At 43.0% G+C, this 13,547-nt stretch carries 15 protein-coding genes; 4 read left to right on the top strand and 11 right to left on the bottom strand.

The features are described 5' to 3' along the window. Positions 1 to 10: 10 nt before the first annotated feature. The 6 genes from pbpB to NYE49_RS08235 all read right to left on the bottom strand — a co-directional run bounded on the left by pbpB (position 11) and on the right by NYE49_RS08235 (position 6,702). Positions 11 to 2,164: a penicillin-binding protein 2B gene (gene pbpB / locus NYE49_RS08260; RefSeq protein WP_080344193.1), complete on the bottom strand. Its 2,154-nt coding sequence runs from the start codon at positions 2,162 to 2,164 to the stop codon at positions 11 to 13. Continuing rightward, positions 2,161 to 2,514 (bottom strand): cell division protein FtsL, encoded by a 354-nt coding sequence (gene ftsL / locus NYE49_RS08255; RefSeq protein ID WP_003232200.1) that lies wholly within the window; start codon positions 2,512 to 2,514, stop codon positions 2,161 to 2,163. The genes pbpB and ftsL overlap by 4 nt, the downstream gene beginning before the upstream one ends. Before the next feature lie 39 nt (positions 2,515 to 2,553). After that, complete coding sequence (gene rsmH / locus NYE49_RS08250) at positions 2,554 to 3,489, bottom strand: 16S rRNA (cytosine(1402)-N(4))-methyltransferase RsmH (protein WP_014479723.1); 936 nt, start codon at positions 3,487 to 3,489, stop codon at positions 2,554 to 2,556. A gap of 69 nt (positions 3,490 to 3,558) precedes the next feature. Further along, a complete protein-coding gene (mraZ, locus tag NYE49_RS08245) occupies positions 3,559 to 3,990 on the bottom strand; it encodes a division/cell wall cluster transcriptional repressor MraZ (RefSeq protein ID WP_003221402.1) in 432 nt (143 codons plus the stop codon). A 125-nt stretch (positions 3,991 to 4,115) separates the two neighbouring features. Continuing rightward, complete coding sequence (bshC, locus tag NYE49_RS08240) at positions 4,116 to 5,735, bottom strand: bacillithiol biosynthesis cysteine-adding enzyme BshC (protein ID WP_047182577.1); 1,620 nt, start codon at positions 5,733 to 5,735, stop codon at positions 4,116 to 4,118. 70 nt (positions 5,736 to 5,805) lie between these two features. Then, positions 5,806 to 6,702, bottom strand: a complete 897-nt coding sequence (locus tag NYE49_RS08235; protein ID WP_047182576.1) for a 2-dehydropantoate 2-reductase — start codon at positions 6,700 to 6,702, stop codon at positions 5,806 to 5,808. Positions 6,703 to 6,861: 159 nt separating this feature from the next. On the opposite strand from NYE49_RS08235, the gene NYE49_RS08230 reads away from it, so the two are divergent. Next, the gene (locus NYE49_RS08230) at positions 6,862 to 7,344 is read left to right on the top strand and encodes an N-acetyltransferase (RefSeq protein WP_047182575.1); all 483 of its coding nucleotides are present in this window, start codon (positions 6,862 to 6,864) and stop codon (positions 7,342 to 7,344) included. Positions 7,345 to 7,400: 56 nt separating this feature from the next. On the opposite strand, the gene gerR is transcribed toward NYE49_RS08230, so the two are convergent. The 3 genes from gerR to NYE49_RS08215 form a co-directional block, all read right to left on the bottom strand. Next, positions 7,401 to 7,982 (bottom strand): sporulation specific transcriptional regulator GerR, encoded by a 582-nt coding sequence (gene gerR, locus NYE49_RS08225; protein WP_015383592.1) that lies wholly within the window; start codon positions 7,980 to 7,982, stop codon positions 7,401 to 7,403. A 145-nt stretch (positions 7,983 to 8,127) separates the two neighbouring features. Further along, positions 8,128 to 8,307 (bottom strand): 50S ribosomal protein L32, encoded by a 180-nt coding sequence (gene rpmF / locus NYE49_RS08220; protein WP_003154457.1) that lies wholly within the window; start codon positions 8,305 to 8,307, stop codon positions 8,128 to 8,130. 21 nt (positions 8,308 to 8,328) lie between these two features. Beyond that, on the bottom strand, positions 8,329 to 8,847 hold the full coding sequence (locus tag NYE49_RS08215; protein ID WP_014479718.1) for a DUF177 domain-containing protein: 519 nt from the start codon (positions 8,845 to 8,847) through the stop codon (positions 8,329 to 8,331). Positions 8,848 to 8,874: 27 nt separating this feature from the next. On the opposite strand from NYE49_RS08215, the gene NYE49_RS08210 reads away from it, so the two are divergent. Together NYE49_RS08210 and NYE49_RS08205 are read left to right on the top strand one after the other, a co-directional pair. Beyond that, on the top strand, positions 8,875 to 9,060 hold the full coding sequence (locus tag NYE49_RS08210; protein ID WP_003232215.1) for a hypothetical protein: 186 nt from the start codon (positions 8,875 to 8,877) through the stop codon (positions 9,058 to 9,060). Then, a complete protein-coding gene (locus NYE49_RS08205; protein ID WP_047182574.1) occupies positions 9,057 to 10,304 on the top strand; it encodes a nucleotidyltransferase in 1,248 nt (415 codons plus the stop codon). Before NYE49_RS08210 ends, NYE49_RS08205 begins: the two co-directional genes overlap by 4 nt. A 16-nt stretch (positions 10,305 to 10,320) precedes the next feature. Here the strand turns inward: NYE49_RS08205 and ddcP are convergent, their stop codons facing one another. Both ddcP and NYE49_RS08195 read right to left on the bottom strand, forming a co-directional pair. Further along, positions 10,321 to 11,346, bottom strand: a complete 1,026-nt coding sequence (gene ddcP, locus NYE49_RS08200; RefSeq protein WP_014476730.1) for a protease DdcP — start codon at positions 11,344 to 11,346, stop codon at positions 10,321 to 10,323. 1 nt (position 11,347) lies between these two features. Continuing rightward, entirely contained in the window at positions 11,348 to 12,130 is a 783-nt protein-coding gene (locus NYE49_RS08195; RefSeq protein WP_047182573.1) for a patatin family protein, read from the bottom strand. A gap of 180 nt (positions 12,131 to 12,310) precedes the next feature. Here NYE49_RS08195 and spoVV point away from each other — a divergent pair, with 180 nt between their 5' ends. Beyond that, on the top strand, positions 12,311 to 13,537 hold the full coding sequence (spoVV, locus tag NYE49_RS08190; protein WP_014479716.1) for a dipicolinic acid transporter SpoVV: 1,227 nt from the start codon (positions 12,311 to 12,313) through the stop codon (positions 13,535 to 13,537). Positions 13,538 to 13,547 lie beyond the last annotated feature (10 nt).

Below are 13,547 nucleotides of genomic sequence, written 5' to 3'. Positions count from 1 at the left end.
AGCTTTCTTTTTAATCAGGATTTTTAAACTTAACCTTGATTACGGTTTTGTCTTTGATTTCTTTGTCTTTCTTAACACTTTGGCTGACAGCGTAGCCTTGCCCGTTTACTTCAATATGAATTCCCGCGAGCTCGCCGTACTGAAGAACCTCTCTTCTCGACCAGCCTGTCATATCAGGCATTTTGATTTTGCCGCCCGTTTTCAGGAAGACCTTTTGATTGGTGAGAACTTCCTCATCCGCTTTGGGATACTGTTCTTTTACAGCGACTTCACTGCCGATGACAATTGGTGTGAGATTCTCCTCTTTTGCTTTCTTTTGAGCAGCAGCTACCGTTTGATCTGTTAAATCAGGCATTGTCTGCGCTTTTGTTTCTTCCTTATCTGAGTCAGATTTTTCAGTTGGTTCAATGTTCAGGTAGTGCAGGCTGTTTTTCATTGTTGGGTTGAAGATTTCAGATACTGGTTCTGAACTGCTCTGTCCTGCTTTTAACTGCGGCTGCTGTACAGCAACATAAATTAAAAGCTCAGGATCATCTTTTGGTGCCATACCCATAAACGAAAAGATATAGTTATCTGTGCCGTCTAAATATCCGCCTTTACCGGCTATTTGCGCAGTACCTGTTTTCCCGGCAACATCAAAACCTTCGATTTTATAAGCTTGCCCTGTTCCGATCTTCGATGTAACGACTTCTCCCAATATATCCCGCACCTTTTTCGCAGTGCTTGCAGAAATCGGAGTTCCGGCTGATTCCGGCTTATTTTGATAAATAGTTTTATCTTTATCTGGGTCAACGATATGGTCAATCACATAAGGTTTCATCATTTTACCGTCATTCGCAATTGCCGTCGCAGCCTGAAGCTGCTGAATTGGTGTGACCGCAGACGCTTGGCCGTATGCAGTTGACGCCTTATCAAATTCATATTTAAAGTTGATTTTACTGGAGACTTCTCCTGGTAAATCAATACCTGTTTTCTGGTAAAAATTGAATTTGTGCAAATATTGATTGAGGCGGTCATATCCCAGCTTTTCTTTCGCCAGTTTCGCAAAAGCGACATTCGACGACCTAAGGACGCCGTCATGATATGTTGTCGGACCCCAGCCAACGCCTCCATTATGGTCCCTAACAGGTGCTCCGCCAACTTCAAATGTCCCTGACTTATATTGTTCGTTCGCATTAAACACGTTTTCCTGCATCGCAGCAGCGAGTGTAAAGATCTTCATCGTTGATCCGGGTTCATACGCATATGAAATCAAATCATTATAGTAGTTTGTCACATCGCGCTTGTTCGGATCAAAGCTTGGGCGCTGTCCCATAGCAAGGACTTTGCCCGTTTTCGGATCGACAACTGCGGCCATGATTTTTTTCGGATTATACTTTTGCGCTACTTTTGTCATGCTGTCTTCTAAAAAGGTTTGAATTTTCTGGTCAATGGTTAAATATACATTGTCACCATTTTTTGGCGCTGTAATTTTATTTTTGCTGTTCGGGAGCTCCCAGCCGGATTTGTCACTTTCATATGTCACATAGCCGTCCCGCTCCTTCAAATACTTATCCAGCACTTTTTCTAATCCCATCGCGCCGGAAATTTCATTTGTGTCTTGATCAACCTCGGCATAGCCGATTAAATTGGATGCGAAAATACCATTTGGATAGTAGCGTTTTGTATCCCGCAAAAATGAAATGCCCGGGAGTTTCATTTTTTCAATTTTTTGCTTTTGTGAATACGTAATATCCCGGCCAGCTGAGCCAAACTCGACTTGTTTTGCATTCTCCTTATTTAAGATATCAAGGATGTCGGCCTTGTCCAAGTTTATCACTTTAGACAATGCTTCCGCCGTTTTTTCTTTGTTTACAACATGCTGAGGATGCTTGACATCAGTGGTCATTTTTTTATCGAGAATCGCAATCAGTTTATACGTCGCTGTGTCCTCTGCAATGACTTTTCCTTTTCGGTCTAAAATCGAGCCGCGGCTCGCTTCGATGGTCCGTTTCTTTTCATGCTGCTCTGTCGCTTTTGTCGCAAGCACTTCGCCATTCGCTTTTCCGGTTATTTGAATATATGCCATTCTCCCCAGGATGACAAAGAAAAAGAGAGCGAAACAAATACTTAGAATCGCTGCTCCTCTATTCATAAATTTATTCTTTTTTGGCATTTGAATCATTCCTGTATGTTTTTCACTTTTTTATCTTTTAAATTCAAGCCGTTCTTTTTCGCAATGTCCATAATGCGCTGCGGTTTGCTTAAATCAGCAACGCTTTTTTCGAGGTCACCAATTTGCTTATTTTCGGATGAAATTTGCTCCTCAAGCTTTTGCACCTCAATATTGGTTTGATATGCCGCATACGCCTTCGATACGATCAAAAGCGATACGCTGAGCACCGCCGCAGCAAAGAGGACAAGAAGCACTTTTTCTCCGAGAGTAATGGAAGCCCTTTTCTTGACAATCACTTTTTTCTCAGGACTGATCGCATGCCGCTGCTGTTTCTCTGGTTGGTAAGCTAAATTGCTCATAGGCTGATGACCTCCTTTTAATTTTGCGTTCGCGTTTTGTTATTTTCTTTTTTCAGCAATCCGAAGCTTGGCAGAACGAGCCCGGTTGTTCTCTTCAAGCTCTTCTTGAGATGCCGTAATCGGTTTTCGTGTGATGAGCTTCAGCTCCGGTTCAAACTCTTCCGGTATAACAGGAAGCCCCGGAGGAAGTTCCGGAAGCGACGACTTTTCTTTAAAAGTGGTTTTGCAAATTCTGTCTTCTAGCGAGTGGAAGGTAATGACTGATACCCTGCCCCCTGGCTTCAGAACCTCAATTGCCTGCTCCAAAGCTTCTTCAAACACCCTAAGTTCATCGTTTACGGCAATTCTGATTGCCTGAAACACGCGTTTAGCGGGATGTCCGCCGCTCCTTCTCGCTGGAGCGGGAATCGCGTCTTTTATTAGATCGACCAGTTGGCCCGTAGTTTGAATAGGAGACTTCATTCTTGCCTCCTCAATTTTTCTGGCGATCTGTTTACTGAACTTCTCTTCTCCGTATTTAAAGAAAATACGGACGAGATCCTCATAGCGCCACTCATTAACGACTTCTTTCGCCGAAAGCGTAGCCGACTGGTCCATCCTCATGTCCAACGGTGCGTCATGATGGTAACTGAATCCGCGCTCCGGTGTATCCAGCTGCGGAGAGGACACCCCTAAATCAAATAAAATGCCGTCTACTTCTGTAATGCCTTGTTCATTCAAACATTCTTTTAAATACCTGAAATTGCTTTTAATCAGAATGAGCTGTCCTTTATAATCGGACAACACTTCTTTAGCATGCTGTAATGCCGTATCATCTTGGTCAAAAGCGATTAAACGCCCCTTCTCGGATAACTGCTGCAATAAGTATGTACTATGCCCAGCTCCGCCGAGTGTGCAGTCTACATATGTACCGTCTGGTTTAATATTGAGTCCGTCTACGGTTTCACGAAGAAGTACTGTCTTGTGTTGAAACATATTGTGTTGGTCCCACCTTTTATCAGGATGAATTGAAATTGTTTTTAGAGTGTTATACACGAAGAATCATTATATATCAAACCCAATCATGTTTTCAGCAATTTCAGCAAATGAATCTTCTTGCTCTTCTGTGTATTGTTCCCAAATTACTTTACTCCACAATTCAATTCGATTAGAAACCCCGATAACAACACATTCTTTTTCCAGTTTGGCGTAATTCAATAGAGATGATGCGATATTTACCCTGCCTTGCTTGTCCAGTTCGCATTCAGTCGCCCCTGAAAAGAAGAAACGGGTAAACGCGCGGGCATCTTTCTTTGTGAGAGGAAGAGCTTTTAGTTTTTCTTCAATTTGTTTCCATTCGTGCATAGGGTAGCCGAAGAGACATTGGTCAAGTCCTCTAGTCAGCACAAATTGCTCACCTAGGCCTTCTCTGAATTTAGCGGGTACGATCATGCGGCCTTTCGCATCGATGGTATGCTGATATTCACCCATAAACATGATCTCTTGCCCCACTTTCTCTCCTTAACTCACCACTATTCACCACTTCGCTCCACAACTTCATTTTACACTGTTTACCCATAAAAAAAAACCCTGAACTATTCAGGGTTCTTTAAAACTTTATTTCAAAGTTTGACAACTTGATGTTGATTTTGAAAAGAAAATGGCAGATTCTTGAATGTCGTGAAGAATTTTGGACCATACCTGTTCAAATAATACATGATATTCCAAATCCGTTCTTGCGGCGCAAGCAGCGGCTTAATGCTATTTTGAATTCTTTCATAATCCTTCAAGACGTAGCCTTCTTTTTCTTCAATTCGCTTCGTCACCGTGCGCTCTAAGAATTGAAGCTGATCCTGAATAAAAGCGGCATTTTTCAGGAGTAAAGGTTCCAAGCTTTGATCAACCTTTAACGCCTCCTGCCGGACCGTTTTGTGTATCGCTTCAATTTGGCTTTTCGCCTGATCCATCACCGCCGTAAACTCTTCCGGAATCTGGCGCTCAAAGTATGTCTCTCTTTGATTCTCCGTTCCGCGTTCAATTGCGTCTTGTAATGAGATATTCCGTTCAGCCAGTTTTTTCTCAATATGCCGTTCAAGTATCGTAATGTTCAGCCGCGGCATGACAGGAGGCATTTTGAATCCCATCACCGCAAATGCCTGTTTGAGCTCGCCCCAATAATTGATTTCTCCAGGCCCTGCAATAAATGCTAAAGTCGGAATGAGAAATTCCTGCATTAACGGCCTCGTTACAACATTGTTGCTGAAACGCTCTGGATGTTCTTCCATATGTGTATGAAGTTCATCCATCGTCCATCCTAGATCAAGCTCTTTGATGACAAATCGGTCGTTATCTTTTTCAATTAAAAAACGTTCTTCTTCGTATTCATAAAACAGATTCGCCTGCTCTTTTCCGGACTCGATAATCGGTTTGTAGCCTGCTTGACGCATGAAGGCCTGCTGATCTGATACAGCGCGGGCGAGTTCATCATTTTCTCGAAGAATCTTTTGGAACATGGCCGTTTCCAGCTTTTTAATCCCCGGATCTCCAGAATTTAATAAAACTAAGCCCTCTTCTTGGAACAAATCCGCGATCAGCAGTTCAAAGAAGTCAGTAAACGTAACAGATTCCCTTAAACATCGTTTCACATTGTCGAGAAGTGTATTCGTATGGTCTGTTTCTTCAAAAGCGGCAAAAACATCATCTATCCACGCGGCACACTTTTCCTGATCAAGCGATGTACTCGCTGCTGATGATTTCTTCCAATAAGACTGAGGCAGCTTTTTTTTCACAGGCCCATTCTCTTCAGATGTGTGAACAAAATTAATCTCATCCAAATCGTGGTCTTCTCCAGCCACCCAGAAGATTGGTATGACAGGCACTTGCAGTTCCTTTTCTTGTTGCTTTGCCAAAACAATGATTGAAATGATTTTATGTATGGTGTAAAGCGGTCCTGTTAAAAGTCCTGCCTGCTGTCCGCCGACTACAGCGGCACTTGACGGGTCCTTCAGCTTCTCAATAGCAGACTGCATCGCACTTGAACCGAATTTATTATGGTAAGAGGTTAAGTACGCCGCCAATTCCTCTCTTGCGAAAAACCGGGAAGATAAGTCTTCCAGTCTTTCGCGCCACATGTCCTTATGATGAATACTGTAATCAAAAAAAGAAGACATTTCTTCTTTGCCATCTATATAGTGCTGTACAAACACATTCTGATTTTTGATGGAAAGTTCAGTTAGCTGCATCTTCTAGAACTTCCTTTCTCCAATAAATAGTTAGTGATCCGAAATGAGTATAGCATGTTACCGAAAAAGCTCAAAAGACTTTGTTTGTATTTCGCTCCAATGCTTTGATGCTGCCATATAAAAACTCTAGGTGGACTGCATCAAGACCTTGAAGACTTGCTTCCTTCAATAAGTATCCGATAATGGCGTCAGCTTCCGTCTGCCGGCCTCCAATGACGTCAACCAGCATTGATGAACGATTCTCTTTCGTTTGTCCACAAACGGCCTGAACCTGCTCCCAAGCCTTTTCTTCATTTTCAAGTTTTAAAATGCGGCATGCCTCCTGAAATACCAGCTTCATAAAAGCCAGATAAGCTGGCGTTGTCAGCAGTTCTCCATTTTTCACCTGCAATAACGCAGTTAAAGGATTAATACACGCATTTACAATCAGCTTGCCCGTCAGCAGACGGTACCAATCCGTCTCATAATAAATCGGAAAATCCGAATGGTTATGCTGAAACATGATGTTCAGCCGGTCTGGTTCAGCATCATCGAACGCGCTCCATTTTATCGCACCTAGGCCTGTATGATCAACAGCTGTATCCGATTTTCTTACAGCTCCGTGCTCAACGATTCCAACATAAATGGAATGGCCAACGTGCCAGTCTTTTAGGTCGTGGATATGCCCCATGCCGTTTTGCAAAAATAATATATTCGTCTTCCCGATTCGTTCAAGCGACGAAAAAACAGATTGAAGCTGATGCTGCTTCACTGTCACGACAAGCAGGTCAAAGTCCGAATTGATACTCGTGTCCGCACTGCAATCAGCCCTGAATTCCTCTCCGCCTTTATAAAGCCGGATTCCTTCAGACTGAATGGCCGCAGCCTGTTCTTGCCGCCTCGTCACAACAGTCACGTTGTGATAAAGTGACAAATAATAGGCGCATAAAAGACCGACGGATCCCCCGCCGATAATTCCAATTTTCATGATGTCACACCCAATTTAGCATTTACGTATTATCATAGCAGAAGTAAGAAGAAATTACTTCTCAAAGATCCCATGTGCTTAAAATTAAAGTTTAAATATTTGGATTTTTTTAATAAAGCGTTTACAATATATGTAGAAACAACAAAGGGGGAGATTTGTTTGACAAAGGTAGAACGTCTGCTTATCAACTATAAAACGCTGGAAGAATTCAAGAAATTCAAAGAATACGGCATTCAGGAGCTTTCAATGCTTGAAGAACTTCAGGATAATATTATTGAAAATGACAGCACCTCGCCTTTTTACGGGATTTATTTTGGCGATAAACTTGTAGCACGAATGAGTCTGTATCAAGTTAACGGCAAATCGAATCCCTATTTTGACAACCGCCAGGATTATTTGGAGCTGTGGAAGCTTGAGGTTCTTCCGGGCTACCAGAGCAGGGGGTACGGGAGAGCCTTGGTTGAATTTGCAAAATCATTCAAAATGCCGATCCGGACAAATCCGAGAATGAAATCAGCGGAATTTTGGAACAAAATGAACTTTAAAACTGTTAAGTATGATATGGCGCGGGACAAAGGGGAAAACCCGCTCATCTGGCATCCTGATATGGACCATGAAATGACACCGGGAGAGTCTGCATAGAAATCAAAACAACCGGCCTATTCTTACTATAGGGCCGGTTCATTTCAGGCGTTTCTTTACGTTTCTTGAGCCGCTTTTTTCATTCTTCCGTCTTCCTTCGAAACAACCATTTTTCTGGCCCGATCCATGATATCGATCAGTGCCTTGTAATCCTCTTCTGTCATCTCTAGCTGATTCCGCAATGTCTGATTTTCACTCCGCAAATCCTCAAGCTCTTTTTGCAGCGATTGGATTTGCTCCTTCAATTTTTCCCTTTCAAGCTGAAATTCTTGTGCAGACGGTGCTTCTTTGAATTGTTCGAGAAATTGAATGACATCCTGAATGGACAAATCTCGTTTTCCTTCTGACGATGCCGAGGCAGTCTGCTTCATGGAATTCGGCATATTGACCGAATGAACGCCGATTTGCTTTCTCAGTTCTTTCCTTTGCTTTTTTGCAAGCTCTATACCTGACTGGTATTGTTTTCTCACATACGAGTTCCACCTGAAACCACAGGCTGCCGCGGTTCTGGTCAGCGCCCTTCCAACCTCCTCAAAGGCTGAAAGCTGTGTTCCTCCCTCTCGAATATGACGAAGCACCACTTCTGCCAGCAGCAAATCCTCATCCTGAGTCCAAGCATCTTGTCTTGTAATGGTCAAATTCAATCTCCCTCCATGTCAGCTTATTTATCTCATACATATGCCGGTAATAGATTAGATAGACTATTTGCACTCACAAATTTTCCGCAAGCTGACAGGAAGAGAAAAAGAAAAAGCGCAGGGCTTTCACCCCGCGCTTTTCTTATTAGTTACTTTTTACATTTATGTCTTTGCCGTTGTATGATCCGCATGCTTTGCATACACGGTGAGACAACTTCATCTCTCCGCATGACGGACATTCTGTCATACCAGGTACATTAAGTTTGAAATGTGTACGGCGCAATCTTTTCTTCATTTTAGAAGTTCTTCTAAAAGGTACAGCCATTATTCCCACCTCCTTAAAGAGTTAAGATTCATCATCTTGTTTTAAGAGCTTTTCAAGGGCTGCAAGTCTCGGATCAACTTGATTCTTCTTGTCTTCTTCCGAAATGACTTGCCAATCCTTTCCTTCTTGAGGAGCAGCTCCTTTTTCTTGTTCAGATTCACAAAAGATTTGCATAGGGATTTCTAAAAGAATTTCTTCTTTCACGATCGGAGTTAAGTCGATAGTATCGTCCTCAACAATATGAACGTCATCATCTTCTATATCATCCGTGTGATGAAATATAAACAGTTCTTTTGTTGAAATTTCAAATGGATACGGGACATCAACGAGTGTTCTTGAGCATGGCAAAATCATTTCGCCTGAAATTGTAAAATCAAACGAAACCTGTTTGGATTTGATATCCGCTCTGCCCTTCACCCGGACGGGAGAAATGCGGCGAATGTCAGAATTCAGCTTTGTCAGCTCATTTAACTCAACTGTTTCATCAAACTCAAAACTTTGTTTTGGCATTTGATGCAGCTGATAAATCGTCCATTTCATTTGTATCACCTCAGGAAAGCAACAAACATGATTATAGCTTTTAAGATTGTTTTTGTCAATATTTTTTCTTTACAGCATAATGCTGCCATTGAAGTATCGTTGACAGCGGAATATGCTATGCATACACTTAAAACAAAAATAAGGCGTAAGAGTTTTCATTTGCAAATGTACCATACGTTTTTAAACATAGCAAGAAAGGCGGAAAAAATATGAAAGCTGTCGGATTGGTGGTTGAATATAATCCCTTTCATAACGGTCACCTTTATCATGCCCAAACAGCAAAGCGGCAAACCGGATGTGACACAGCTGTCGCGGTCATGAGCGGGCATTTTTTACAGCGCGGGGAACCCGCTGTTGTATCAAAATGGGCCCGAACAAAAATGGCGCTGCAAAGCGGAGTTGATCTTGTCATTGAGCTGCCTTATCTTTATGCCGTGCAAAAAGCAGACATTTTTGCACGCGGCAGTGTTTCCATCCTGAACGAACTTGAATGTGAGGCGCTGTTTTTCGGGAGTGAAAATGGGGATATCAAGCCTTTTTTAGAAACAGCACAGCTTATTGATGAGCATAAACATATATTAAATGACCGAATTAAAGAAGAACTTAAAAAGGGGGCCAGTTACCCAGTAGCGGCGGCTAGCGCCTTCAGCTCCATTTTGCATACTGAAAGTGCACTTGACTTGTCAAAACCAAATAACATTTTGGGATGCCAGTATGTGACCTCGATTCTAACCGGGGGATATCCTATGAAACCTTATACTACGGCACGCATCTCTTCGAACTATCATGATGCCGATCTCCCTGAAGGCGAAAACCATATCGCAAGCGCCACAAGCATTAGAAAAGCGATGACTGGCCAGAATCTCGAAGCTTGCTTTCGTTTTCTCCCTGCTGCATCTGCAAGTGAATTAGCAGCTTACCGCAAATCTTTCGGATTGTGGCATACACCTGAGAGCTACTTTTCTTACTTAAAATACAGCCTTTCAACTGTAACAGCACAGGAATTACAACAAGTATACGAGGTGGAGGAAGGTTTAGAGCACAGAATTCTTCGTTCGATCAGAAAATCCAGCTCCTATCAGGAATTTATGGAGCTGCTGAAAACAAAACGCTATACGTGGACAAGGCTCCAGCGGATGAATACACACATTTTAACCAGAACAAAAAAACAGGATATGCAAAAGCTGCTTGACGACGATAAGGTGCCGTATATCAGGCTTCTCGGCATGACGAAAAAAGGACAGGCTTATTTATCCGAAAAGAAAAAAGCACTGTCTGTTCCGCTTGTCAGCAAACTGTCCTCTTTCTCCCATCCAGCTCTCGATCTGGACGTAAAAGCAAGCAGGATTTACAGCCTGCCGATAGAAGAGCCGCTGAGAACTGAGTTTGACCTGCAGGAATACGGACATGCACCGATTCGATATGACGAAGATGAACAACACTTTTTAAATGTATAGAAAAAGCACCTGAGAATCAGGTGCTTTTCGCTTTCAGCTTATTCAAATAATCAATCGCATCCTGCATGGTATCAACAGGAACAATCTTCATATCTGAATCAATATCTTTTGCTGTTTTTACTGCGTTCTTATAATCGGAATTGCTGGCGCCGTTTTGATTTGGCGCGAAGAAAATGTCTTTTCCGGCTTTGTCTGCGGCGACGACTTTTTGATCAATGCCGCCGATCGGGCCTACTTTTCCGTCAACATCAATCGTACCTGTTCCCGCAATATCGTAGCCTTTTGTTTCGTCTGGTTTTGTCAGCTGATTATAGATTTCAAGGGACATCATTAACCCTGCTGACGGGCCGCCAATATTTTCGATTTCAAAATCAATATCAGGCTCTACCTTCACGTTTCTGTCTGTATAAAGCGAAACTCCGATTCCTGCCCGATCCGGCTCATCAGGAAATTGTTTTAACGTAAGGGTGACACGCTTTTCTTTTTCTTCTCTTTCGATCTTTAACGTGACTTTATCTCCCGCTTTTTTGCTGCTGATATAATCAATCAGCTTTTCAGCAGACTGATAGTTTTTGCCGTCTGCGCTGATGATTTTATCACCGACTTCTATTTTCCCTTTTGCCGGCATGTTTTCTACAACAGAGCTTGCGTATATGCCGTTAAAGGAATAGCTGACTTTTTTTCCTGCCTTTTGATAGGCGGCTATAACCGCATTTTCTTGCGAGCTTTTCATCATTTGGAGCTGTCTTTTCATATACTCCTTATCTGACTCGCCTTCCTCCTTAATGCTCTCATCAGGAACAATTTCATAATAAGGGTGCATCTTTGCCCACACATATGTAAACGGATTAGCCGGTCCCACTTTAACAGTCATTAAGGACAGGCTTCCTTTTTCCGGGTAGCCTCCCTCCACTTTTATCAATGAAGCAAGCTCTGTCGCTTCTCCCGGTTTTGTAATATAGTATGGAAGTTTTATAAATGATAAAACGGCGATCAGTATGAGGATGACGAGCATCCAGCTAAAATGTTTTTTACGTAGCAAATTATGAGCCCTCCCAATTCTCTATTTCTTTTCTTATCTTGCTGACCATTCGGTTTGTCGCCTCTTCGCCTGCCGATATCATTTCTTCAATATTGGCAAACGAGCTTGAGCTGTATGTTTCAAGGGAAGGGCGAATCATGATATCTGCGGCAATTGTTTGATGCCGCACTAATTCATTTTGCAGTATATCCATACTTTGCATAATCACATCAAAAATATGCACTGCTGTTTCAGTTTTTCGAACCCTGGAAACATCCGAAGCGATGATAATATCAGCGCCCATGTCTTTCACAACAGAAACCGGAATTCGATCGACGACCGCGCCGTCTACAAGAAGGCGTCCGTCCAGCCGCTGCGGAATAAAGATACCCGGTATGCTGATGCTGGCCCTCACTGCATCTGACACTGATCCTTTTCGGAACACAACCTTTTCTCCCGTCTGTAAATCACACGCAACAATGCCCAGCGGGATTTGGAGCTCTTCAATCGGTTTTCCGAATGTATAAGCATGCACAAGCTGTCTGACGCGGTCACCTTTTAAAAAACCGAGCTTCGGCACCGTATAATCAGCATAAAGCCTTCGTTTAAAGGCTTTGGCTACTTTTTTCATCGTTGCCACGTCATGTCCGGCGGCATAAAAACTGCCCACCAAAGCGCCCATGCTGCTTCCTGCAATCATATCCACTTCAATTTGGTGCTTATGTAAACTGGAAAGCACACCGAGATGAGCAAGCCCTCTGGCCCCTCCCGATCCTAACGCTAACCCGATTTTAGGTTTGGCCAAAGCGTTAACCTCCTGCCTGAATTCCCTGTATACCGAATTCTATGGTCTAAACTGAACCCCTATGCTCGTATATTAGTACAAAGAATCAAGAGGACAGGTACTGCTTGGCCGTTTTACATCATACATTATTTTATCATGATATACATGTCATTGGGCATTTTTAGCATCGGGGAGGTAAGAATGAACTTGTCGAAGATTAATACACTTTTGATTGCCTCGTTTTTTCTTTTTTTAACAGCGACTGTCATCTCACATCCACAGGCCTCATTCGAAGCCTCTAAAACCGGGCTGTCTATGTGGTGGGAGGTTGTGTTTCCGTCATTGCTGCCATTTTTCATTCTGTCCGAACTCTTAATCGGCTTTGGCATTGTGCGGTTTGTCGGTGTTTTGCTTGAGCCTTTTATGCGGCCGATCTTTCGCGTGCCGGGTGTCGGCGGCTTCGTTCTTGCTATGGGAATGGCATCAGGAAACCCAGCGGGCGCAAAACTCACTGCCCGTCTGCGGCAGGAAAATCAGATTTCAAGAGTAGAGGCAGAACGGCTCGCGTCGTTTACCAATTCTTCAAACCCGCTCTTTATTTTCGGCGCTGTTGCCGTCGGTTTCTTTCAAAACGCGTCACTAGGCATTTTATTAGCTTCTGCACACTATTTGGGGAATCTTGCCGTCGGTTTAACAATGCGTTCCTATGGCCGCAAGGAAGAGCAGCAACTCAGAAGAAAGAAAACGATACCTTTCCCTTCAGTCAAAGATGCTTTACACGCTCTTCATACCGCCAGACTTGCAGAAAAACGGCCCTTGGGTAAAATTTTAGGCGACGCCGTTACGTCTTCTGTTCAAACGCTTCTTATGGTAGGCGGCTTTATTATTTTATTTTCTGTCTTCAATCGGCTGTTGTCAGTGGTCCAGCTGACTGATGTTTTGTCTGTTTTCACAAAAGGAGCACTGACTTTGTTTCAGCTTCCGACTCAATTGGACATTCCGCTTTTATCAGGGATGTTTGAAATTACATTAGGCAGCAAGCTTGTCAGCGAGACAGATGTTTCTCTTCTGCAAAAAGCCATTATCGTCAGCTTTATTCTCGGGTTTAGCGGCTTTTCCGTACAAGCTCAGGTGGCAGGTATTTTATCGGAAACCGACATTAGATTTAAACCATTCTTTATCGCACGTTTGCTGCAGGGCGTTTATGCCGCTGTCTTCGTCATGCTTTTATGGAAACCTCTTTACACGGCATGGCATGATCCGTATCAGTATGTATTTAAATCTCTTAACAGCAGTGACATGCCAACTGCCTTCATAAACGGCTGGAATCTGCTTGTGCAGATCGGACCTGCTGTCACACTATGCGCGCTGTTTACGTACATTATCATTTTTTCTTACAGACTGACAAACGGAACAAAAAAAGGATGAGTCAAAACCC

It is taken from the genome of Bacillus sp. FSL L8-0358 (assembly GCF_038593095.1).
Lineage (GTDB): Bacteria > Bacillota > Bacilli > Bacillales > Bacillaceae > Bacillus > Bacillus subtilis.
This window is presented reverse-complemented; position numbering and strand designations above follow the sequence as displayed.